Here is a 22,874-nt window from a genome sequence, read left to right on the forward strand (position 1 = left end):
CGGATCAGAACGAGTATTTCGCGGTGATCGAGACGTTGTCGCGGTCACGCATGGAGTTGCTGGAACCGGCGCCGTAGTAGTTGGTGTACTGGGTGCCGACCTCGAAGGTGTTCAGGTAGCTGGCGTCGATGCCGAGGGTGTAGGCCTTGCGGCCTTCGATGAAGTTTCCGGTGCGGTCGGAGTTGCCGCTGAAGTCCTCCTGGTAGACGGCATACGGCGACAGCTTCACCCCAGCGTAGACGTCGTTCCAGCTGCCGGTGAGCAGCAGGGTGTAGCCGTAGCTGTCGCGGCTGATCTGCACATCGTCGTCGTTGCCGCCGACGTAGGCCTTGTCCTGGGCGCCGACGAACTTGCGCTCGGTGCCGTCCCAGGCGGTGTACTTCAGGCTGCTGCCGCGGATGTGCTCGGAGGCCAGTTCCGCCACGCCGGTCATGGAGTCGAAGGTCAGGTGCGGGCCGAAGTTGTAGATGGTCGACAGCGAGATGTTGTAGGTCTCGGCGCGTTCATAGTTCTCGAACAGGCTGCCACGGCACAGCTGCTTGCCGGCCACTTCGGCGCAGGCCTGGCCAGCCGCGACGCTGCCGTCGTAGAGGTTGGTCTGGCCCAGCACGCCCTGGGTCAGCAGGTCACCGAGCAGGTCGTCGGTGGCGGAGATGCTGATGGGCATGTTCGGCCGGTAGGCGATCTCACCGGACACCGAGGCGTCGCCCAGGGTGGTGTTGAAGCTGAGGCCGTACATGCGGATGTCTTCGACATAGTCGCGACGGGCTTCGGCGTTGCTCGCCATGTCCAGGGTGGCCAGGCCGGGCACCGCTTCGCCCAGGCCCAGCGGACCAAGCAGGTTGTTCAACGCGTCGACATCGACACCCTGGTAACCGCGCAGATCGACCGCGACCTGCGGCTCCTTGGCGTGGTAGTTGACGAAGTAGAAGCCGAACTCGGTGGAGTTGAGCTCCTCGGCGATGTAGCGGAACGCCACGCCGAACTGGCCGTCGTCGCGCGCCTCGATGTCCTTGCCGATGTTGGCCACCTTGAAAGTGCCGGTGTTCGGATCGAGGAAGGCGTTCGGCCCGTGCGGGCCGTTGCCCAGCAGGCCGAGGGAGGCGACCGTTGGGTAGCCGGCCAGCAGCTCCTTGATCAGCGGGTCGGTTTCGGTGGTGTAGGCGGTCTCGCCACCATCGCTGAACAGGTCGGTGTCGGAGAAGTAGGTGCCAACCGAGTCCAGGCGGGTCTCCTTCCACTTCCACTGGTAGAAGGCTTCCATCGACAGGTCGTCGGTCAGGCCGAGGTTGAAGCTCAGGGCCTCCACCGGCACCAGCACTTCCTTGAGTTCGGAACCCGGCAAGTGGAAACGCGCGGCGTCGACCGGGTTGATGGTGTTGACGCCACCACGATAGAACACACCCTCGCCCCAGTTCAGCACCTGGCGGCCGACACGGCCGGTCAGCGGGTGCTCGTCGATATCCCAGCTACCGGACAGGTAGGCATCCAGCAGCTCGGCCTTGCGGCCGGCGATATGCCGGGTGTCGTCGGTGAAGTGGTCATCCTGCGGGTACGACTGGCTGGGCCGTACCACGCCATTGGTGGTGTCGTAGTAATCGTTGCGCTTGTCCATGATCTGCGTGTCGTAATAGGCAGTGCCACGCATGAACAGGCCATAGTTCTGGTACTTGGCCGAGAGGTCGGAGGTGAGCTTGAAGACCTGGGAAACCAGGCCGGTATCGAAGTTGCGGTTGCCGTCGTCGGCGTTGATGTCGCTGATGTTGCTCTTGTCGCGGCCCTGCACGCGCCACATGGCGCCGTAGGACAGCGTGCTGTCGAGCGAGCCGGTGATCTCGTTCTCGGCCAGCTTGAACTCCAGAGCCTGGGCCGACCCCGCCACCAGCAGCGGCAAGAGACCCATCATCGCCCCCGCCCGACGTGGCGCCCAGAAAATGGACGAACGCGCACCCAATCGACTGTTCATAAACAGCATTACCTCCATGGCCAAGATTTATCGCCCCGGTCATTGCGGCCGGCGCTGTTCTTATTCGTTTCTCGGCTGCCGACGACCTCGGACAAGCCGGGCCACCGTGCAGTAACACTCCTGCCAGAGCGCTTGCGAGCGCTTTGGCCCCCTCTCCTCTTCTGCTTGCACGCCGGGAGTTGGGACTATCGTGCAGGCAAAGTAACAAACTGTTTCCCCCCTGCCAATGGAAAGGATGTAATCCGTGTCTTTCAGCAGGCAAAGAAAAGCCCGGCATATTGCCGGGCTCTTTCATACAGCGAGACTTATTCGACGGTGAAGGTCTTCTCCGCCAGCAGGCGATCGCCCTGGAACACCATGAAGCGCCACTGGCCCTGGACAACCTCGTGGTTCTCGGTGAACTGGTAGGCCATCACGTCGGTGGGCGCGCCCACGACCAGCTTCTGTACGACCTCGAGCTTGTCGTGGCGCTGGCCGTCCGGGGTCACCACGCCGGGGGTGAAGTACAGCAGGGTCAGCGGGGTATCGCCTTCCTGCTTGCCGCTGAGCTGGTAGCGCATGCCGAACTTGGTGCCCAGCTTGGCCGGCACGCGGGTGGTGGCTTCGATCTCCTGCTCGCTGCGGGTGAGCACGCGCTCACCCGGCTGGTAGTCCTTGTAGTTGCTGACGAAGACGCCGTACTCGACCGGGCCGTTGACGCGCACTTCGGCAAAGGCCGAGGACGCGAAGGCAGATGCCAGGGAGAGAGCCAGGACTGCTGGCAGGCGGGAAATGGACATGTCGCGCTCCTTGTTGGGGTCCGCGCGAGGCTATGACATCGCCGTGACAGCCTGATGACAGCTTGACGCCGCACGGGTCGGCGCGGCGCCAAGCGTCTATCATGCGTGGATCGGACCACTGGACACCATCATGAGCGACAGCCTGCTAGCCATCCGCCCGCGCGCCGAAGACGTCGAGGGCGTGCCGATCCTGCGGCCCCTGCCCTCGGCCCAGCGCCGCAGCGTCGGGCCCTTCGTGTTCTTCGACCACATGCTCGAAAGCAGCTTCGCGCCGGAACACGGCATGGACATCCGCCAGCACCCGCACATCGGCCTGTCCACTCTCACCTACCTGTTCGAAGGCCAGGTACAGCACAAGGACAGCCTCGGCTCGGACCAACTCGTGCTGCCCGGCGACGTCAGCTGGATGACCGCCGGGCGCGGCGTCGCCCATGTCGAACGGACCCCGGCCGACCTGCTGCACAGCGGCTCGCGCCTGCACGGCCTGCAGGTCTGGCTGGCCCTGCCGCGCGAGCTGGAAGGTTGCGAGCCCAGCTACAGCCACCACGCCAGCGCCAGCCTGCCGGAGAGCGACAGCCTGGGCGTGCGCATCCGCATGATCGCCGGCACCGGCTTCTGCCTGGAGTCGCCGGTGCCGGTGCGTTCGAAGACGCTCTACGCCGACCTGCAACTCGGCGCCGGCGCGACCCTGGCGATCCCGGACGAACACCCCGAGCGCGCGCTATACCTGATCGAAGGCGAAGCGCTGCTGGACGATGAATCGCTGCCGCTGCACCAGCTGGTGGTACTGCCCGAAGGCGAAACCTTCACCCTCTCCGCCTGCGGCGACTGCCACGCGGTGATCATCGGTGGCGACGCGCTGGACGGTCCCCGGCGGATGAACTGGAATTTCGTCGCCAGCGATCCCGAGCTGATCGACAGTGCTCGCGAACGCTGGGCCGCCCGCGACTGGCCAACGGTGCCGGGCGAACTGGAACGCATCGAGCTACCACGCTAGCCGTACAGAGAAGCCGATCAGAAATCGCCGCCCCGCTGTCGAAACCGGCGAATGCCTGAGGACTCGCGCAGCGGATTGCCGCAACATCGCGCGCCCCGAACCCTTGCCGACGGCAAGCCCGCTACTTCTGGCCCAAGGAGTCCGTGATGGACCAGTCGACCGCCAACCGCCACACCAGCGCCCTCACCGTGCTGACCCTGCTGTTCTTCATGTGGGGCCTGATCACTTCGCTGAACGACATCCTCGTGCCGCACCTCAAGGCAGTCTTCACCCTGTCCTACGTGGAGGCCTCGCTGGTCCAGTTCTGCTTCTTCGGCGCCTACTTCATCATGTCCTTCCCTGCCGGGCGCCTGGTGGAAAAGGTCGGCTACAAGAGCGGCATCATCGTCGGCCTGGCCACCGCCGGCATCGGCTGCCTGCTGTTCTACCCGGCGGCTGGCTCGCAGTCCTACCCGTTCTTCCTTGCCGCGCTGTTCATCCTCGCCTCGGGCATCACCCTGCTGCAGGTCGCGGCCAACCCCTACGTGAACATACTCGGCCCGGCGCACACCGCCGCCAGCCGGCTGAACCTGACCCAGGCCTTCAATTCCCTGGGCACGACGGTCGGCCCGCTGGTGGGATCGGTGACCATCCTCGCCATCGGCGCCGGTGCCGCCTCGCAGATCGGCGGCTCCGCCGCCAGCGAAGCGGACTCGGTGAAGACACCCTACCTGGTACTGGCCGGCCTGCTGTTCGCCATCGCCGTGCTGATCGCCCTGTTCCGCCTGCCAAAGATCCACCACGGCGAGCCCACCGACGGCGTGGCCGGGCGCCAGTCGATCTTCGCCCACCGCCACCTGATCTTCGGGGTCATCGCGATCTTCTGCTATGTCGGTGCCGAGGTATCCATCGGCAGCTACCTGGTCAGCCTGATGGGCCAGCCGGACATCGCCGGGCTGCCGGCGGACCAGGCCGGCAAGTACCTGTCGTTCTACTGGGGCGGTGCCATGGTCGGGCGCTTCATCGGCAGCGCCCTGATGCGCGCCATCGCGCCGAACCGCCTGCTGGCCTTCAACGCCGTGGCCATCGCGGTGCTGATCGGCATCGCGCTGAGCATCGGCGGGCACGTGGCGATGTGGGCGCTGATCCTGATCGGCCTGTTCAATTCGATCATGTTCCCGACCATCTTCTCCCTCGCCCTGGAAGGCCTGGGCAACCTCACCAGCAAAGGTTCCGGCCTGCTCTGCATGGCCATCGTCGGCGGCGCCGTGATGCCGCTGGTGCAGGCCTTCTTCGCCGACCGCATCGGCCTGCTGCCCTCCTTCGCCATACCGCTGGTGTGCTACCTGTACATCGTCTGGTTCGGCGCCCGTGGCTATCGCGCCGACCAACTCGCCACGGCCCCCGCCGGCAACGCCTGACGCTGATCCCTGACGGGGTGCAGTACCTGCGCCCCTATCACCTGATTCCTACAGTCCTTTCGGCCTGCTCGCCCTAGCTGGCGTCAGGCTGCTCCCGAAGACTTCCGTCCTTTTCCCTCCGCCGACCCTCTCCGGCGCAAGGGACCGATTTCCCCGGAAGGAGCACACCCCGTGGCTGATCCCCTCTCGCTGGTCGTCAATGGCCAGCCCCGGCACCTCGCCGTGGCCGCCGATACGCCGCTGCTGTACGTCCTGCGCAACGACCTGCAGCTCAACGGTCCCAAGTTCGGCTGCGGCCTGGGCGAGTGCGGCGCCTGTACCGTGCATCTCGACGGCATCGCCACCCGTTCCTGCGTCACGCCGGTCTCCGCGGCTGTGGGGCGCCAGGTCACCACCCTGGAAGGCCTCGGCACGCTGGAGGCTCCGCACCCGGTCCAGCAGGCATTCATCGACGAGCAGGCGGCGCAGTGCGGTTACTGCAGCAACGGCATGATCATGACCAGCGCGGCCCTGCTCGCCCGCAACAGTTCGCCCAGCGACGAGGAGATCCGCCAGGAACTGGCCTATAACCTGTGCCGCTGCGGCACCCATGTGCAGATCCTCAGTGCCGTGCGCAGGGCCGCCGAGCGCATCGGCAACAGCGGCCAGGAAAACCCGGCATGAGCCTGCTCGGCCGCCGTGAGTTCCTGAAGGCCAGCGCGGCCCTGCTGGTCAGCACTCAGCTGCCGAGCCCGTTGCAGGCGCAAGGCGCCGAGGGCGTGCTGCCCCTCGACGAGGTCGACAGCTTCATCGCCATCGCCGGCAACGGCACCATCACCGCTGCCTGCGGCCACGTCGACCTCGGCACCGGCATACGCACGGCCCTGACCCAGATAGTCGCCGAGGAGTTGAACGTCGACCTGCAGCAGATCACCCTGCTGCTGGGTGACACCCGCTACACGCCTGACCAGGGGCCGACCATCGCCAGTTCGACCCTCCAGGTCAGCGCCATTCCGCTGCGCCGGGCAGCGGCCGAAGCGCGGGAGTTCCTGATGCAGCGCGCGGCGCAACACCTCAGGGTCGACATTCGCCAGCTCGACTGCGCCGGCGGGGCAATCTTCGTCAGGGGCAAACCCACCCGCAGCATCGGCTACGGCGAACTGCTGCGTGGCGAGCGTTTCGAACTGAAGGTCGATGCCAACGCGCCGCTCAAGGCCCACAGCGACTACCGCGTGGTCGGCCGCTCGGTGCCGCGCCTGGACATCCCGGCCAAGGTCACGGGCGGATTGACCTACGTGCACGACATGCGCCTGCCGGGCATGCTCCATGGCCGCGTGGTGCGGCCGCCCTATACCGGTGCGGATGTCAGCGCGCCGCTGGGCAGGAGCCGGGCGGAAGTGGATGAGCAGTCCGTAGCCCACCTGCCCGGTTTTGTCCGACTGGTGGTGATAGGTGACTTCATCGGCGTGGTAGCCGAGCGCGAAGAGCAGGCGATCTACATTGCCCGCCAGCTGAAAGTACGCTGGAAGCACTGGAGCGGCCTGCCACACCTGGGCCTGGACGAGCTGGAATCCACCCTGCGCGCCCATCCCAGGCAGCCGCGCATGCTCCAGGACGACACGCAGATGGATGCGGTGCTGGCGCAGCTCCACCGCCCACTGCAGCGCACCTACGTCTGGCCCTATCAGCAGCACGCCTCCATCGGCCCGTCCTGTGCGCTCGCGCATTTCGAGGATGGCCTGATGAAGGTCTGGTCGGGCAGCCAGAACCCCCACGACCTGCGCGCCGACCTGGCGACGCTGCTGGGCATGCAGCCGGAACAGGTCGAGGTCATCCGGATGGAAGCGTCGGGCTGCTATGGCCGCAACTGCGCCGACGACGTCAGCGCCGACGCCGCGCTGCTCGCGCTGGCGGTCGGCCGGCCGGTACGCGTGCAGTTGATGCGCGAACAGGAGCACGGCTGGGAGCCCAAGGGTTCGGCGCAGCTGATCGAAGTCCGCGGCGGGCTGGATGAGAACGGCGACGTGGCAGCCTACGACTTCTCGACCTGCTACCCCTCCAACAATGGCGTCAACCTGGCCCTGCTGCTCACCTCGCGGGTGGAAGCCAAACCCCAGGTGGCCCAGATGGGCGATCGCACCGCCGTCCCGCAGTACGCCTTCGCGCACATGCGGGTGGTCTGCAACGACGCCGCCCCCATCGTCCGCGCCTCGTGGATGCGCGGCGTATCGGCACTGCCCAACGTCTTCGCCCATGAGTCCTACATCGACGAACTGGCGCAGATGGCCGACGCCGACCCCATCGAGTTCCGCCTGCGCTACCTGCACGACGAACGTGCGATAACGCTGATCAAGGCGCTGGCCACCGCCGCCCAGTGGCAGCCGCGCGTGTCGCCCAACCCGCAGGCACGCCAGGGAAACCTGCTGGTCGGGCGCGGCTTCGCCTATGCGCGCTACTTCCACAGCGCCTTCCCGGGGTTCGGCGCGGCCTGGGCAGCGTGGATAGTTGACGTCGAGGTCGAGCCGCACACCGGCGCCGTCCGCGTGACCGAGGTCCATGTGGCGCAGGACTGCGGGCAGATGGTGAATCCCGACGGGGTGCGCCACCAGGTCCACGGCAACGTGATCCAGGCCACCAGCCGCGCCCTGATGGAGCATTCCACCTTCGACCGCAGCGGGGTCACCAGCCTGGAATGGGGCGGTTACCCGATCCTCGGATTCCCCCAGGTGCCCAGGATTACCGCGCTGCTGCTCGACCGCCCCGGTACGCCGCCGCTGGGTGCCGGCGAATCTGCCTCGGTACCCAGCGCCGCCGCCATCGCCAATGCCCTGCACGACGCTACCGGCGTGCGCTTCACCCGCCCACCGTTCACGCCCGAGCGGGTACTGGCCGCCCTGAACGAGAAACCACCCAAATGAAAAACCACTCACTGGGCGTCATCGCAGCGCTGGCCGCATCCAGCCTGATAGCGCTGGCCATCACCTGGAAAGGCAGCATCGCGCCCATCGACCCGCCGGCCGTCGACAGCTTCGGCGCCGAGTCCATCGCCCGCGGGCAGAAACTGGCGGCCCTGGGCGACTGCGTGGTCTGCCACACCCGTGAAGGTGGCGCCCCGTTGAGCGGTGGCCGCGCCATGGCCACACCGTTCGGCACGCTCTACACCAGCAACCTCACCCCGGACCGCGATACCGGGCTGGGCAGCTGGTCCTTCGAGGCCTTCGAGCGGGCGATGCGCGAGGGCGTCTCGCGGCAGGGCAACTACCTCTACCCGGCCTTCCCCTACACCGCCTTCACCCGCATTGGCGACGAAGACCTGCGCGACCTCTACGCCTACCTGATGAGCCGGCCACCGGTGAAGGCGCAGCCCAGGGACAACCACCTGCGCTTCCCCTACAGCCAGCGCAGGCTGATGGCCACCTGGAACCTGCTGTACTTCGAATCGGGCCGCTTCCAGCCGCAACCGCAGCGCGATGCAGCCTGGAATCGTGGCGCCTATCTGGTGGAGGGGCTGGGCCATTGCAGCGCCTGCCACTCGCCGCGCAACGCGCTGGGCGCCGAGCGCACCGGCAAGGATCGCTTCGCCGGCGCAACGGTGGACGGCTGGCAGGTGCCCCCCCTGGACGGCAGCGGCCATACGGCGATTCCCTGGACCCAGGCGACGTTGTACGACTATCTGCGCAACGGCTTCTCGCGCTACCACGGCGCCGCCGCCGGCCCCATGGCTGCGGTAGCCGCAGGCCTTGCGCAGCAACCGGACGCGGACCTGCAAGCCATGGCGCGCTACCTCGCGAGCCTCCGGCCGGAACAGCCCGTCGATTTCTCGCCGCAAAAGCAGGCCCGCGAGTTGCGAGAGCGCACCTACGGCACCCTGCAACCGGTCAGCGGCACTGGCGCAAGGCTATTCAATGGCGCCTGCATGGCCTGCCACCATGACGGCGACAGCCCGAAGCTCAATGGTGTGCGGCCGTCGCTGGCGGTGAGCAACAACCTCTATGCGGTCACGCCGGACAATCTGCTGAGGGTGATCCTAGATGGCATCGGCGATCCGGCGCGGCCGGAGCTGGGCTTCATGCCGGCCTTCCGCAACAGCCTGAACGATGAGCAGATCATCGCGCTGGCGCGCTATCTGCGTGAGGACTTCGCCGGCCTGCCCGCCTGGCCGGACCTGGAGTTCAAGGTGGCCAAGCTGCGCTGAGTTAGGCGCGGGGGAGCGGCGCGATGCCCTCCCCCGATCCGGTCAGGCGCCGAAGCGCTCTTCCAGCAGGTCGAACATCGCGGCAAAAGCGCGGCGCGCCACCTTGGCGTCGTACTGCATCTTGCCGGGGATCTGCGCGTGCGGATCGGTGAACGAATGCGCGGCGCCGCCGTAACTGGTCAGGGCCCAGTCCACGCCGGCGTCGATCATTTCCTTGGCGAACCCGGTCAGTTGCTCTCGCGGCACGAAGGGGTCGATGGCCCCGTCGAGGACCAGCACCGCGCCCTTGATGTTCTTCGCGTCCGCCGGGTTCGGCGTATCCAGGGTGCCGTGGAAGGACACCGCAGCGGCCACTGGCGCACCGTCTCGGGCCAGTTCCAGGGAGCAGCAGCCGCCGAAGCAGAAGCCGAAGGTGGCCAGCTTGGCGGTATCCAGCGGCGCCTTGCCAGCCTGTTCCAGCAGGGTCTTCAGCGAGAGCTGCATGCGCTTGCGCAGCAATGCACGGTCGTTCTTGAGCGGCATCATGGCGGCGCCGGCCTGCTCCGGACCATTGGGCCGGATGTCCTTGCCATAGAGGTCGGCTACCAGCACCACATAGCCGCGCTCGGCGACCTTGCGGGCAATATCCACCGCGCCCTGGCTGACGCCCATCCAGTTGGGCGCCATCAACAGGCCTGGACGCGAAGCGGTGCTGGAAGCATCGAACACCAGTTGGCCTTCGAAAGCCACGCCATCGAGGCTGTAGGCAACAGGTTGCACGCTGATCTGACTCATTCGGGTGTTCCTCGAGTAAATGCCGGAGAAGCCTATCGAACCGAGAGTAACCTTAATCAACGATCTCGGGTTTCGACAGGAGATCAATCAGGGCAAGCGGCAGCAGAGCCGTCTGTCTCAGCTGCGCCTGCCCTTTCAGTAGATGCTGACGAGCACATGTCGCTGCCCAGTGGCGCAGACATGATAGAAGTCGCGCAGTTCCCGGAAGGCCTCCTCCAGTTCAGCCTTGAGCTGCGCAGGATCGTCCGTCCAGATCTTCGGGTAGAGCCCGGCCTTGCGGAACCGGGCGAAATCGGCGGAGGCCAGCACATCATCGATCGACACAGCATCGAGCGCAGCAATGATGGCCGGTAGTTCGTCGTTCCTTGTGCAGGCAATGAAGTCCTCGCCGTCGAAGACCTGCACGCCGACCACGGCCTCGCTGAGCGGGTTGCCTTCGATCGGCGAACTGGCCGACACGCCGGTGAGCAGGAAGTGCAGGCCATCCCACAGTTTGTCCAGCCCGACTTGCGGGCAGCCGGCTTCCTCGAGCTCTTCCACCAGATCGAACAACTCTTCGGCCGGTGCTTCGGCGAGGCGCTGGAGCACGGCGTCATCCACGCTCAGGTAGACGGCCTGGATTCCCATGATGATGCTTCCTGTGTGCGTTGAGGTCGCAGGGCTTGTCGCTGTGGTCCGCTGAGCATCACTGCTGCTCGAACTCCTCCAGCACATCGCGGGCATGCTCGCGGATGAAGGCCCACTTCGAGTTCAAACCCTGTTGCGCCGCTACCACTTCGGCGGCTTCCAGCGTGCAGAAGCCGCAGCCAGGCGCCAATGCTTCGGCGACTGCGGGCGCAATGTCCGGGTGCTGCTCCAGCACCGTTTCGAGCGGACGGTAGTCCAGCGGATGGTGCTTGCCACGATCGCGGAAGGAGCGATAGGGAGCGCTGAGCCCACGCGCTGCCACCTCGGTGGGCAGCACACTCAGATGCGCGGCAATCAGGTCCATGCGGTCGAGCCGTGCCAGTGCTGACGCGGCCCAGGCACGCTCGCTTTCGTTGGCTTCCGTGTTGCGCAGGGTGGCTTCGAGCGTGCCGATGACTTCGGGTGTCGAGTGGTTGATCTCGGCCAGCAGCATGCTCGCCTGCCAGGCTTCGCCAGCGCTGCGCCCAGCGACCACATCAAGCAGGGCCGGGACGGCTGCCTCGCCCAGAGTGCGGGCTAGTGCGTCGTACTCGCCGAGCAAAGGTCCAGGTGGCACGGCTCTTACGGCTTGCGCTACCACTTCGGCGACCTGCTCCTCCAGCGGCAGAGCCGCGATGCGCGCACGTTCGCGCTCAGCCTCGTCGTACATCGGGAAATGTCGCAGCAACTGCGCGCGGGTCAGGCTGAGCGGCACCAGGTCGCCGGCTTCGTCCGTTGCGACGGCGATGAAGCGCTTGTCGACCAGGCCTTCCTTGAGCAACTGAGCGCGGGCCCGTCTGGCCGCACGGGGGAAGCAGTGCAGGAAGCGCTCATGGACTGCCTCCCAGGCGCTGAAGCTGCCCTCGGCCGTGGCTTGCGCGAACTCGGCGCACCGCGTCGCCCATTGATCTTGCTCATCGCCCGGCTCGAAACCATGGTCCTCGGCGCACTGGCTCAGGTCCGGGCCGGACCAGCGCAAGTCCTCGCCATCATCACCGTAGTCGGCGGCCGCCCGGGCCAGGACCTCTTCGGTGCCGATCGTCACCATCGGCCAATAGAGGACCGAGCCGTCGCCATAGAACTCATGAAACATCGCGCCGTAGACGGCTTCATCCGGATGGGTTTGGCGAATCCGCCGCACCGCGCTCACCACATGGTCCACGGCAGCGTTTTCCAGGGCCTTCCAGTCGAACTTCTGCTTTGAGGGCATCCCTACTCTCCGGTATCGCTGATCTGTCATGGCGGCTCGTTCATCGCCCGCAAGCCACGAACCAACCTGGCCGCGTAGTCCGCGTCGAAGCGGCAGCCGCCCTCGGTATGAACAATGCTGCCGCGCGTCCCACCCGTCACTGGGCTCAATGAAAAACGCCACGATTTCAGCACTGAAATCGTGGCGTCTGTTCGAGCCCTGGCAGGGCTTTAGGCGGAGAGCTCCACCAGCAGCTTGTTCAGGCGGCGCACGTAGGCGGCCGGGTCCTTCAGGCTGTCCCCCGCGGCCAGGGCGGCCTGGTCGAAGAGGATGTGGGTCAGCTCGCCAAAGCGGTCTTCGTCGGCTTCCGCGTCGAGTTTCTCGATCAGCGGGTGGGCCGGGTTGAACTCGAAGATCGGCTTGGATTCCGGCACCTTCTGCCCGCTGGCCTCGAGGATCTGGCGCATCTGCAGGCCCAGGTCCTGTTCGCCGATGGCGAGGATCGCCGGCGAATCGGTCAGGCGGTGGGACACGCGCACCTCGGCGACTTCATCGCCCAGCGCGGCCTTCAGGCGCTCGGCCAAGCCTTCCTTCGCCTTGGCGATCTCTTCCTGGGCCTTCTTGTCCTCGTCGGAATCCAGGCTGCCCAGGTCCAGGTCGCCACGGGCGACGTCGACCAGCTGCTTGCCGTCGAACTCGGGCAGGTAGCTCATCAGCCACTCGTCGATGCGGTCGGTGAGCAGCAGCACTTCGATGCCTTTTTTGCGGAAGACTTCCAGGTGCGGGCTGTTCTTCACCTGGGCGAAGCTTTCGCCGGTGAGGTAGTAGATCTTGTCCTGGCCTTCCTTCAGGCGACCGATGTAGTCGGCCAGGGAAACGCTCTGCTCGCCGCTCTCGTCGCTGGTGGAAGAGAAGCGCAGCAGGCCGGCGATCTTGTCCTTGTTGGCGAAGTCCTCGGCCGGGCCTTCTTTCAGCACCTGGCCGAAGTTCTTCCAGAAACCCTTGTAGGCCTCGGCGTCGTTGCTCGCCAGCTTCTCCAGCATGTCCAGGGAGCGCTTGGTCAGCGCGGACTTCATCGAGTCGACGATGGGGCCGGACTGCAGGATCTCGCGGGAGACGTTCAGCGACAGGTCGTTGGAATCCACCACGCCCTTGATGAAGCGCAGGTACAGCGGCAGGAACTGGTCGGCCTGGTCCATGATGAACACGCGCTGCACGTAGAGCTTCAGGCCGCGCGGGGCCTCGCGGTGGTACAGGTCGAACGGCGCGCGGGCCGGAACGTAGAGCAGCGAGGTGTACTCGAGCTTGCCCTCGACCTTGTTGTGGCTCCAGGTCAGCGGGTTCTCGAAGTCATGGGCGATGTGCTTGTAGAACTCCTGGTACTCCTCGTCCTTCACCTCGGTGCGCGGACGGGTCCAGAGGGCGCTGGCACGGTTGACCACTTCCCACTCGGTTTCAGCCGGCTTGTCGGCCTCTTCCCCGTGGTGCTCCTTCGGCAATTCGATGGGCAGCGCGATGTGGTCGGAGTATTTCTTGATGATGTTGCGCAGGCGCCAGCCGTCGGCGAACTCGTCCTCGCCGTCCTTCAGGTGCAGGACGATACGGGTGCCGCGCTCGGTTTTCTCGACGGTGGCGACTTCGAACTCGCCCTCGCCCCTGGACGACCAATGCACGCCTTCGCTGGCCGGTGCACCGGCACGACGGCTGAAGACGTCGACCTTGTCGGCGACGATGAAGGCACTGTAGAAGCCCACGCCGAACTGGCCGATCAGGTGGGAATCCTTCTTCTGGTCACCGGAGAGGTTCTTCAGGAAGTCGGCGGTACCGGACTTGGCGATGGTGCCCAGGTGCGCGATGACTTCCTCGCGGCTCATGCCGATGCCGTTGTCTTCGAGGGTGACGGTCTTGGCGTCCTTGTCGAAGCTCACACGGATTTTCAGCTCGGCGCCGCCTTCGAGCAGCTCCGGCTTGGCCAGCGCTTCGAACCGCAGCTTGTCGGCGGCGTCGGAGGCGTTGGAAATCAGTTCGCGAAGGAAGATTTCCTTGTTCGAATACAGGGAATGAATCATCAGGTGAAGCAGCTGCTTCACTTCGGTCTGGAAGCCCAGTGTTTCTTTTTGAGTCTCCGCGCTCATTGTTTCTCGCTCCGAGGATGACAAATGCCGCGTCATGCGGCCGATGTCAGCGAGATGGGGGCTTCCCGAACCAATTCAAGGGGTTGGCGAAAAATCGTCGGCACAGCGCCGGCGGACGGTCACTGCGCCGGCAACTCGATATCGGTGATTTCGCTGGGGCGCAGCGTGTAGCTGGCCTCGCCCGGCCCTTCGATGACCCGACGAATGACAACACGACCGTCGGCATTCAGGCCGACGAAGACGCCCTCGGCGGTGCGCCCGCGCTCGGTGGTCACGCGCATGCTGCGGTTGGCGTAGCGCTGGGGTGCGGCCAGCAGGCGCTCCAGGGACAGCCGGCCGCTTTCCGCTGTCGCCGGCGCCGAGGTCCTGGCTGCGGCGGGTGCGGGAGCCGGTGCCGCGGAGACGCTTGCCGCCTTCAAACGCGGATAGTGGTCACCGCGGACGCCCCAGCCGCGCATCGGATTCTTCTCCAGCTGCACCTGCAGGTCCTGCGTCTCTCCGTCCAACTCGACGGTCAACGGCACTTCCTGGAAAGACCGCTGGGTATCCAGGACGGGCAGGCGGCCAATGGCGACGTCACGTCGGGCGAAGCGGCGTTCCAGGTAGTCCTGCAGCACATAGCGCAGGGTATCGCTGGAATCGAAGCGGGTATCCACCTCGCCATCGCGATAGCGCAGGCGGTCGGTGAAGACTTCGATGCTACCCGACAGCGTGGTCTGCATCTGGGCCGGCAGGACCAGGTGGAAGACGCCTTCCATGCGGTTGGGCGCCTTGGGCCTCAGGTCCAGGTGCAGGCTGTAGCCACGCTGCAGGCGCACCGCCTCGGGCAGGTCCTGGCCTGGGGCGAGCCAGCTGACTTCGATTTCCGGCAGGCGGCCGTTGTCGTCGGGCAACACGTCGAGCCGGACCGGGCCGCTGACCGGTGCGGCCAGGCGCACCTGGACTTCGCGGTGGGCGTAGAAGTCCTGCCCTTCGCGCAGGCTGAGCACGCCATCGATGAACTCGGCCTGCTCGGGCACGAAGGGCTTGCCGTTGAGTTCGCCGCGCAGGTCGATCGCCAGTTCAGGCTGCACGACCGGTTCGGGCCTGAGCCATTCGAAGCGAAGAATGGCCTCCAGGCGCGCACTGTCCTGGCTGGCCAGCAGGGTCAGCCCGACCACCAGCGGAATGCAGCCCAGTCCACCGAGGGCGACGGCATTGCGGGCGTGGCGCCAGTGAATCAGGACGAACAGCAGCGCCAGCGGTGGCAACAGACTGGCGAGCCCCCAGAACAGGCTGCGCTCGAAGGCGCGGGCAATCAGCCAGACGTACGCAGCGAGGATCAGCAGCAGGCCGAGCAGGATCAGCAACGTGTCCATTCAGGCGCCATCGACCTTGAAGTGCGCGCGGGCGGTGGCGATGGGCTCGGTGCGGGTCGTCTGCCAGGCGGTGATGGCGACGTTGGCCACGCGCCGGCCCTGGCGCCAGACCTGGCATTGCGCGTAGGTATCGCGGAAGTGCCCGGCGCGCAGGTAGTCGATGGAGAAGTCGATGATCTTGGGCATGTGCGGGATGCCCATGAACATCAGCAGGTGCAGCAACGCCGATTGCTCCATGAAGCCGGCGATCACCCCGCCATGCAGGGCCGGCAGCGTCGGGTTGCCGATGTTGTCCGGGTTGGCCGGCAGGTGGAAGATCGCGTCGTCGCCCAGGCGCAGGCAGCGGATGCCCAGCAGCCTGGCGTAGGGAATCATCTCCAGCAGCGGGTCGTAGTTCTTGCTGTCGTGCGCCGCACGCACCATCGCCTCGATATTCACCGCGCTCATCCCTGGCCTCCATCGACATCACGCTTCACGGCGCCGGCGGAAACCGCCTTGCCCATGCGCATGAAGGTGCCGACCACGTGGGCGATGGGTTCCGAGGGGTCGTCCTGGTAGGCGTAGCCGCGGGTGAAGATGATGTTCGGGGTGACCCGGTAGCACTCGGCAAACCCGTAGACGTCCTTGTGCGGCTGCGCCGGGTGCATGTAGTCGATGCGCAGGTCCAGGGTCGGGCAGATCTCGAATTGCGGCAGCACGCAGACGGTGGAGATGCCGCAGGTGGTGTCCATCAGCGTGGTGATGGCGCCGCCGTGGATCACGCCGGTCTCCGGATTGCCGACGATGGCCTCACTGTAGGGAAGCCGCAGGGTCAGGCCGGAAGCATCCGCCGCGTGTGCGCTGATGCCCAGCAACTGGCAGTGGCGCAGCGCCGACAGGAAGCGTTGGGCGCGCTCCAGGAGTGGGTTTTCGGACATGGGAGGGGTCGACCGATTGACTGCACGGGGCCGCATCATACCCCGTGCGTTGTCACTCCTGCAGTGATGGATTAAAGGGCCTGCGGAATATTCGTTGAACTAATTCACACAACCTCTGTTCAAAGGGCTAACACCAGGAAAGCCGCACATGGAGGCTCCGCATGAAAAAAACCCTTCCCTTCGCTCTGCTGATCGTTGCCGGTCTCGGCCTTGCCGCCTGCGACAAGAAAGAAGAGCCGAAAGCGCCGGCCGCACCCGCCGCGACCGAGCAGCCGGCAACTCCGGCGCCGACCACCCCGCCGGCACCTGAGGCAGCCCCGGCTACTCCGGCTGCCCCGGCCACCGCGCCGCAGGAGCCCGCCGGCGAGCAGAAGCAGCAGTAACAGCGCTTCCGCCGCACACAACAAGGCCCGCATTTTGCGGGCCTTGTCGTTTTTGTCGTTTACCGGTCAGCCGCTGGGGGGAATGTCGTTGTCCCGTGGCGCGTCGCCCTGCAGCGTCGGCGTGTAGACCATCACGTGGAGCACGCTGGAGTGGAATTCACGCTGGTACAGCACGCCGACCACCCCCGCCGTCACCAGCATGAAGATCCACGGGTTGATGAACCAGGCGAGCATGGCCAGGGCGAAATAATAGGTCCGCAGTCCCTGGTTGAACTGGTGCGCCGCCAGCGACACCACGCGCGCCGCCCGCTCGGCGAAGGACTTGCGCTCCAGCTCACCGACATTGCGCTCCCCCACCATGGGCGCCGACCCGATCAGCACCGCCGCGAAGTTGTACTGGCGCATGCACCAGCTGAAGGTGAAGAAGGCATAGACGAACACCACCGCCAGGCACAGCAGCTTGAGCTCCGACAGGCCGCGGGTCGGCGCCGTGACGAAGGGCAGGTCGGCCAGCACGGAGATCGTGCGCTCGGCAGAACCCAGCAGGGTGAGGATGCCGGCCAGGATGATCAGGGTGCTGGAAGCGAAGAAAGATGCGTTGCGCTCCAGGTTGCCAATCACGCTGGCGTCGGCCACGCGGTTGTCGCGTAGCAGCACGCGGCGCATCCAGTCCTGGCGGTAAAGGTGCAGCACGCTGGCCAGGCACGCGGTGTCGCGGGCCTTGGTCTTGGCGTAGCGGGTGTAGCCGATCCAGCAGAAGAGGAACCAGAGGATGGCGAGCAGGTTCCAGAAATACTGGATGTCGAACAGGTCGACGACGTCGGTCATGGATTTCCTTGCGATTCGAGGCGGGATGAAGTCAATACGCAGCCGATAGACGCCAGATCCTGCCCGCGAGACACCAATTCCACTGCCCGGGACAACGCCCCTCGCCCTCAGCGCCCACCCACCAGCATTGCCTTTCCAGGACCGACCAGGCCATCTGGGTTTCTGAATAAAAAACCAATATTGACGATTTCATCATTTTTGTTAGATTCCGCTCCACCCGGATCAGCAGCATCCGGGCCCACTTTCTGGCTGCGGACCTTCCAATGCATAACAACAACGAGTTCCTCCCCGAATCCGTCGACGTCCTGGTGATCGGCAATGGCCCGGTCGGCGCGACGCTGGCTTCCCTGCTGGGCCGCCATGGCGTGGACGCCCTGGTGATCGACAAGGCCCACGGCATCCTGCCCATGCCCCGCGCGATTGCCCTGGACAACGAAGCGCTGCGCATCCTCCAGCTCGCCGGGCTGGAGGAAGACGCGTTCGAAACCGTGGTCATCCCCCAGGTGAAGATGCACTGCCCCATCGTCGGCCAGTTCGGCCAGGCCAACACCAGCGGCCGCATCGACGGACACCACAAGCTGGTGACCTTCTACCAGCCGGATCTCGAACAGGCGATGCGCCGGCAGGCCCGGCACTACCGGAACCTTCGCCGCCTGGGAGGCCTGGAGCTGCAGGCGTTCACCCAGGACGGCGGCGGTGTCAGCGCCACCCTGGTCGATGAAGCCGGCGCGCAGCACCACGTACGTTGCCGCTATCTGGTCGGGGCGGACGGCGCAAGTTCGCGGGTGCGCGGGTTGATCGGCCAGGAGTTCAGCGGCCAGAGCTATTCCGAGGACTGGCTGATCGTCGACGCCGGATCGCGCCAGGGAAAGGCCATCGACCACGTCGAATTCCTCTGCGACCACCGCCGGCCGACACCCCACATGCCTGCCCCCGGTGGACGCGAGCGCTGGGAATTCATGCTCCGCCCCGGCGAAACCCGCGACGAGATGGAAGACCAGGAACGCATACGCGCCCTGCTGGCGCCCTGGATCGAACCGCAGCAGCTGACGATCGAACGCCAGGCGGTCTATCGCTTCCACGCCCGCTGCTGCGAACGCTTCCAGCAGGGCCGGGTATTCCTCGTCGGTGACGCTGCGCACATCACCCCGCCCTTCGTCGGCCAGGGACTGGTCGCCGGTTTGCGCGACGTGGCCAACCTGGCCTGGAAACTTTCCTGGGTCCTGCAGGGACGCGCCAAGCCGCAGATACTCGACAGCTACGATCAGGAGCGCCAGCCCCACGCGCGGGAGATGATCGACCTGGCCAAGCTCATGGGTCGCCTGGTCATGCCCGGCAATGCCCTGGCCGCGGTCTTGATCCACGGCCTGATGAAGACGCTGCGGCTGATCCCGGCAGCGCGGCGGCACTTCGAGGAGCTGGACATCAAGCCCAGGCACCGCTTCCGCCGCGGCCTGTTCGTACCCAGCCCGCGGCGTGCGCGGCTGGTCAGCGGCGGGCTGTTCCCCCAGGGCTGGGTACGCAATGCCGGGCGCATCTGCCTGAGCGACCAGTTGCTGGGCGACCGCCTGCAACTGGTCGGCCTGGGCACCGACCCGCGCCACTGGCTCGACGCGGCGCAACAGCAGCAATGGCTGGAACTGGGCGGCAGCTTCCTGCAGATCGGCCATGCCCGCGACGACAGCCGCGCGGATCTCGCCGAAACCCTCGACGGCGCATTGCTCGCACCCTGGCCCGATCCGGCGCTGGCGGTGGTGCGCCCGGACCGCATCATCATGCACCAGGGCCGGCCCGAGCAGGCCGCCGAGCTGCTGCGCCATTGCCAGGCGCTGCTGCGGCCATGAGCGGGTACCGGTCGGCCATGGGCATCCCGTATCATCGCCGCAGCCCCGCAGACGAATGACCGCCATGACCGACCGCCAGCTCCGCGAAGACGACAGCGAACCGCTCACCCGCGGCCACAAGAAGCGCGCCCGCACCCGCCAGGGCCTGCTCGATGCGGCACTGCGGGTGTTCGCCCGGCAGGACATCGCGGCCACGGTGTTCCAGGACCTGGCCGCCGAGGCGCAGGTCTCTACCGGCACCATCTACAACTACTTCAGGACGCGGGAGGAGCTGGCCGAGGCGGTGGGCATCTCACTGGCCAGCGACTTCTCCGAGACCATCAGCCAGCTCAGTGTCGGTATTTCCAGCGGTTCCCGGCGACTGGCCATCGGCGTGCGCATGTTCGTCCTGCACGCGCAGTCCGACCCGCAATGGGCCAGTGCGCTGCTGCGGGTGATCCACTATGACCAGGCCATGCATTCGACGCTGGCCGGGCATGTTCGCGACGACCTGCGCGGCGGGCTGGCCGAAGGCGTCTTCCACTACGCGAACGAAGACGTCGCCCTGGACCTGGTGATTGCCGGCGCCACCGGGGCCATCCGCGCCAGCCTCGAGGGCCGGGCGCCGGAGGGCCAGGACATCCTGCTCGTCGAGATGGTCCTGCGCGCCCTCGGCGCCACGCCCGCCAGGGCGGCGAAGATAGCCGCCCTGCCCTTGCCGCAGGCGGGCTGAGCGCGCCTCAGGCCTGCGCGACCCAGCGCCGGTAGCGGCGCGACAGCTTGCGCAACTTCAGCTGATTGCCGATCAACGCCAGCAGCGGCGAAGTCCGCGGATTGGTCGGGCGTCCCTGGCCGAGCAGCGTCAGCTGCTTCTTCACCACCGACTGGGTCGCCACGGCGGCGAAGGCCTTGTTCTTCCACGCCACGACTATCGGTTCGACCTGCGCGCCCTCGCCAGCCTGCCAGCGCCGTGGCAGCGCTGGATCGACCGCCAGCGCGGTGGCCATCCCCACCATCGCCACCGGCCCCAGCAGGGCACGCTCGGCGACCTCGCGCCGGCGAATGCCGCCGGTGACCATGAGCGGCATGCGCGCCGTCGCGGCGATGCGCTCGGCAAATTCGAGGAAGTAGGCCTCCCGCGCCAGCGTGCTGCCGTCGCGGGTCTGGCCCTGCATCGCCGGGCTCTCATAGCTGCCGCCGGACAGCTCGACCAGGTCCACGCCCCGGTCATTGAGCAGGCGCACCACGGCCTCGGCATCCTCCGCCGCGAAACCGCCACGCTGGAAATCAGCCGAGTTGAGCTTCACCGCCACGCAGAATTCCGGTGCCACCCGCTCGCGGATCGCCTCCACCGTGCGCACCAGGATGCGCGCGCGGTTCTCCAGGCAGCCTCCCCAGTCGTCTTCGCGCCGGTTGCTCAGCGGCGAAAGGAACTGGCTGAACAAGTAGCCGTGCGCAGCGTGTACCTGCACGCCGGTGAACCCCGCGCGCTCGGCCAACAGCGCGGTATTCAGGTAACGCTGGATCAACCCGTCGATTTCCGCGCCGGACAACGCACGCGGCTGCGCGAAGACACCCTTCAGCCCGGGAATGTCCACGGCGATGGCCGAAGGCCCCAGGGCTTGCTGGCCCAGGTCGGCCATCAGCTGGCGGCCCGGGTGGTTGATCTGCATCCAGGCCTGCGCGCCCTGGCTGCGGCACGCCTCGGCCCAGCGCCTGAAACGCGGCAGCAGGCGGTCATCTTCCAGGACCACGCCGGCCGGGCCAGTGAGCGCGCGGCGATCGACCATCACGTTGCCGGTGATGATCAACCCGGCGCCGCCCTCGGCCCAGCTTCGGTACAGACGCAACAAAGTGTCGCCGGGAGCGTGGTCGGCATCGGCGAGGTTTTCCTCCATCGCCGCCTTGGCGATGCGGTTGCGGATCACCTGCCCGTTGGGCAGGCGCAACGGTTCGAACAGGGTGCTCATGGATTCGCTTCTCCGGTAGTGGGCCCTGGCTCAACGACTGCGCACGCGCTCGACATAGGCGCCGAGCGGGCGGGTGAGGCTGCGCTTGATCCGGCTGGCGAACGACTCGCCACTATGGATCGGCGCGGGCACCACCTGCTCGCGGGCGTTCCGGTACTGCGGGAACAGGCTCAGTGCGTGGCCGCGGTTGATCCCGTAGCGCTGCGTGTCCGACCACAGGGTGTTCTGCTCCAGCGTCTGGCAGGACAGCGTGGTGACCGGCGCCGGGGCGAAGGGGAAGTCGCTGCCGAAGAGAATCTGCGAGGGCTCCACCAGTTCCTTGAGCGCCGCCATGGAGTAGCGCGACGGCGACAGCGCCGTGTCGAAATAGAAGCGCTTGAGGTAGGTCATCACCCCCTGCGGGGCCTTGTCCTGGAACTGCGGCAGGGCGTTGGCCAGGGACACGCGCCAGGCCACGTAGGGCAGGAAGCCACCGCCATGGGCGAGGATCCAGCGGATGCGCGGGTACTTCTCCAGCGTGCCGGTGAGAATCAGGTTCACCGCCGCGCGCGTGGTGTCGCAAAGGAATTCGACCAGGAAGCCCGGCGCGGCGATGCCCAGCTTCTCGCTGCTCTCGTGCATGTTCGGGTGGACGAAGACGATGGCCGCCCGGCGGTCCAGCTCGGCCATCAGTTCATCGAAACGCTCATCGCCGAGGAACACGCCATCGGTACTGCCCAGCAGCACCACGCCTTCGGCCTTGAGTTCATCCAGTGCACGGATGGCTTCGCGGCACGCCGCCTCGGTGAAGGGCGTGGGCAGCACGGCGAAGTTGCCGAAGCGCCCCGGATGATCGCTGCGCATCTGCGCGGCGAAGTCGTTGCAGCGCATCGCCAGCTCGCGGGCCTGCTCCACTCCGCCGCCGAAATGCACGCCCGGCGCCGACAGCGAGGTGATGGCGGTCTGGATGCCGTTGAGGTCCATCACCTCGATGGACTTCTGTGGCGACCATTTCGGCAGCGGCGCACCGGCCACCCTGTCCAGGCCCTTCTTCGCCATGACCTCGACGAAGGCCGGCGGGATGATGTGGTGGTGCACGTCGATTCGACCTTGTTGGATCGTCATTGTTGTTGTCCTTGTGTGATCCGGGATGGGCTAGGCAGCACGGGCAATCTTCATGGCCTCGTTGAACCACAGGGCCACCGCGAAGCGCCCCTGTAACTGGCACTGCCCGCCTTCGACGGCGCGCAGCATGTCAGTCTCGTCGCGGCTGAGCATCACCCGCAACGCATCCGCGCTACGCTGCCAGTGCTGGATGAAGTCCGGCCGGCGGTGCTCGCCACGGTGCAGGCTGAGCACCCCGCCGCGCAGCTGGTAATAGCCGCCGACGCCATCGGCCGTGCGGATCTGCAGCACGAAGGAGTCCTCGTGCAGCAGCTCGCGCAGGCGCGCCGAGCGACGTTCGGCGCGGCGCAGCAACGGGATGGACGCCAACAGCAGCAGGCGCAGTTTCAGTGAATCGATGAACAGGCTCAT

At 66.4% G+C, this 22,874-nt stretch carries 22 protein-coding genes; 8 read left to right on the forward strand and 14 right to left on the reverse strand.

What is annotated here, in order from left to right; translation table 11 throughout:
• Positions 1 to 4: 4 nt before the first annotated feature.
• Both UB43_RS02170 and UB43_RS02175 read right to left on the reverse strand, forming a co-directional pair.
• The gene (locus UB43_RS02170; protein ID WP_156160318.1) at positions 5 to 1,966 is read right to left on the reverse strand and encodes a DUF1302 domain-containing protein; all 1,962 of its coding nucleotides are present in this window, start codon (positions 1,964 to 1,966) and stop codon (positions 5 to 7) included.
• A 305-nt stretch (positions 1,967 to 2,271) separates the two neighbouring features.
• A complete protein-coding gene (locus tag UB43_RS02175) occupies positions 2,272 to 2,745 on the reverse strand; it encodes a DUF3859 domain-containing protein (protein ID WP_045207954.1) in 474 nt (157 codons plus the stop codon).
• Positions 2,746 to 2,875: 130 nt separating this feature from the next.
• Between UB43_RS02175 and UB43_RS02180 the strand changes: the two genes are divergently transcribed.
• The 5 genes from UB43_RS02180 to UB43_RS02200 all read left to right on the forward strand — a co-directional run bounded on the left by UB43_RS02180 (position 2,876) and on the right by UB43_RS02200 (position 9,316).
• Positions 2,876 to 3,742 carry a pirin family protein gene (locus UB43_RS02180; RefSeq protein WP_045207957.1) on the forward strand — a complete coding sequence of 289 codons (867 nt, stop codon included), beginning with the start codon at positions 2,876 to 2,878 and terminating at the stop codon, positions 3,740 to 3,742.
• A 146-nt stretch (positions 3,743 to 3,888) separates the two neighbouring features.
• Positions 3,889 to 5,142, forward strand: coding sequence for a sugar MFS transporter (locus UB43_RS02185; protein WP_045207959.1), 1,254 nt, complete (start codon positions 3,889 to 3,891; stop codon positions 5,140 to 5,142).
• A gap of 171 nt (positions 5,143 to 5,313) precedes the next feature.
• A complete protein-coding gene (locus UB43_RS02190; protein ID WP_045207962.1) occupies positions 5,314 to 5,805 on the forward strand; it encodes a (2Fe-2S)-binding protein in 492 nt (163 codons plus the stop codon).
• Complete coding sequence (locus UB43_RS02195; RefSeq protein WP_045207963.1) at positions 5,802 to 8,039, forward strand: molybdopterin cofactor-binding domain-containing protein; 2,238 nt, start codon at positions 5,802 to 5,804, stop codon at positions 8,037 to 8,039. The genes UB43_RS02190 and UB43_RS02195 overlap by 4 nt, the downstream gene beginning before the upstream one ends.
• Positions 8,036 to 9,316, forward strand: a complete 1,281-nt coding sequence (locus tag UB43_RS02200; RefSeq protein WP_045207966.1) for a cytochrome c — start codon at positions 8,036 to 8,038, stop codon at positions 9,314 to 9,316. Before UB43_RS02195 ends, UB43_RS02200 begins: the two co-directional genes overlap by 4 nt.
• Positions 9,317 to 9,358: 42 nt before the next feature.
• Here the strand turns inward: UB43_RS02200 and UB43_RS02205 are convergent, their stop codons facing one another.
• The 7 genes from UB43_RS02205 to UB43_RS02235 form a co-directional block, all read right to left on the reverse strand.
• Entirely contained in the window at positions 9,359 to 10,090 is a 732-nt protein-coding gene (locus tag UB43_RS02205) for a dienelactone hydrolase family protein (RefSeq protein WP_045207969.1), read from the reverse strand.
• A gap of 135 nt (positions 10,091 to 10,225) precedes the next feature.
• Positions 10,226 to 10,717, reverse strand: coding sequence for a YfbM family protein (locus UB43_RS02210; protein WP_045207970.1), 492 nt, complete (start codon positions 10,715 to 10,717; stop codon positions 10,226 to 10,228).
• A 58-nt stretch (positions 10,718 to 10,775) separates the two neighbouring features.
• Positions 10,776 to 11,966 (reverse strand): DUF4303 domain-containing protein, encoded by a 1,191-nt coding sequence (locus UB43_RS02215; RefSeq protein ID WP_045207972.1) that lies wholly within the window; start codon positions 11,964 to 11,966, stop codon positions 10,776 to 10,778.
• Positions 11,967 to 12,175: 209 nt separating this feature from the next.
• Positions 12,176 to 14,080: a molecular chaperone HtpG gene (htpG, locus tag UB43_RS02220; protein ID WP_045207974.1), complete on the reverse strand. Its 1,905-nt coding sequence runs from the start codon at positions 14,078 to 14,080 to the stop codon at positions 12,176 to 12,178.
• 119 nt (positions 14,081 to 14,199) lie between these two features.
• Positions 14,200 to 15,438: a hypothetical protein gene (locus UB43_RS02225; RefSeq protein WP_045207976.1), complete on the reverse strand. Its 1,239-nt coding sequence runs from the start codon at positions 15,436 to 15,438 to the stop codon at positions 14,200 to 14,202.
• Positions 15,439 to 15,885: a PaaI family thioesterase gene (locus UB43_RS02230; protein ID WP_045207979.1), complete on the reverse strand. Its 447-nt coding sequence runs from the start codon at positions 15,883 to 15,885 to the stop codon at positions 15,439 to 15,441.
• Positions 15,882 to 16,355: a PaaI family thioesterase gene (locus UB43_RS02235; RefSeq protein WP_045207981.1), complete on the reverse strand. Its 474-nt coding sequence runs from the start codon at positions 16,353 to 16,355 to the stop codon at positions 15,882 to 15,884. Before UB43_RS02235 ends, UB43_RS02230 begins: the two co-directional genes overlap by 4 nt.
• Before the next feature lie 161 nt (positions 16,356 to 16,516).
• Here UB43_RS02235 and UB43_RS02240 point away from each other — a divergent pair, with 161 nt between their 5' ends.
• On the forward strand, positions 16,517 to 16,738 hold the full coding sequence (locus UB43_RS02240) for a hypothetical protein (protein ID WP_045207983.1): 222 nt from the start codon (positions 16,517 to 16,519) through the stop codon (positions 16,736 to 16,738).
• 66 nt (positions 16,739 to 16,804) lie between these two features.
• Here UB43_RS02240 and UB43_RS02245 read toward each other — a convergent pair whose 3' ends face one another.
• Positions 16,805 to 17,566: a DUF599 domain-containing protein gene (locus UB43_RS02245; RefSeq protein WP_045207986.1), complete on the reverse strand. Its 762-nt coding sequence runs from the start codon at positions 17,564 to 17,566 to the stop codon at positions 16,805 to 16,807.
• Between the two features lie 107 nt (positions 17,567 to 17,673).
• Positions 17,674 to 17,835: a hypothetical protein gene (locus UB43_RS29470; protein ID WP_156160319.1), complete on the reverse strand. Its 162-nt coding sequence runs from the start codon at positions 17,833 to 17,835 to the stop codon at positions 17,674 to 17,676.
• On the opposite strand from UB43_RS29470, the gene UB43_RS02250 reads away from it, so the two are divergent.
• Together UB43_RS02250 and UB43_RS02255 are read left to right on the forward strand one after the other, a co-directional pair.
• Positions 17,830 to 19,410, forward strand: a complete 1,581-nt coding sequence (locus tag UB43_RS02250; protein WP_045207989.1) for a bifunctional 3-(3-hydroxy-phenyl)propionate/3-hydroxycinnamic acid hydroxylase — start codon at positions 17,830 to 17,832, stop codon at positions 19,408 to 19,410. The genes UB43_RS29470 and UB43_RS02250 overlap by 6 nt on opposite strands.
• A 64-nt stretch (positions 19,411 to 19,474) precedes the next feature.
• Positions 19,475 to 20,122, forward strand: a complete 648-nt coding sequence (locus UB43_RS02255) for a TetR/AcrR family transcriptional regulator (protein WP_156160320.1) — start codon at positions 19,475 to 19,477, stop codon at positions 20,120 to 20,122.
• Positions 20,123 to 20,129: 7 nt separating this feature from the next.
• On the opposite strand, the gene UB43_RS02260 is transcribed toward UB43_RS02255, so the two are convergent.
• Genes UB43_RS02260 through UB43_RS02270 form a run of 3 tightly spaced genes read right to left on the reverse strand, consistent with a single transcriptional unit; the run spans position 20,130 to position 22,874 of the window.
• A complete protein-coding gene (locus UB43_RS02260) occupies positions 20,130 to 21,359 on the reverse strand; it encodes an NADH:flavin oxidoreductase/NADH oxidase family protein (protein ID WP_045207993.1) in 1,230 nt (409 codons plus the stop codon).
• Positions 21,360 to 21,389: 30 nt separating this feature from the next.
• The gene (locus UB43_RS02265) at positions 21,390 to 22,463 is read right to left on the reverse strand and encodes an amidohydrolase family protein (protein WP_045207995.1); all 1,074 of its coding nucleotides are present in this window, start codon (positions 22,461 to 22,463) and stop codon (positions 21,390 to 21,392) included.
• Positions 22,464 to 22,493: 30 nt separating this feature from the next.
• Positions 22,494 to 22,874, reverse strand: a complete 381-nt coding sequence (locus UB43_RS02270) for a hypothetical protein (RefSeq protein ID WP_045207997.1) — start codon at positions 22,872 to 22,874, stop codon at positions 22,494 to 22,496.

The organism is Pseudomonas sp. 21 (genome assembly GCF_000955805.1).
Lineage (GTDB): Bacteria > Pseudomonadota > Gammaproteobacteria > Pseudomonadales > Pseudomonadaceae > Pseudomonas.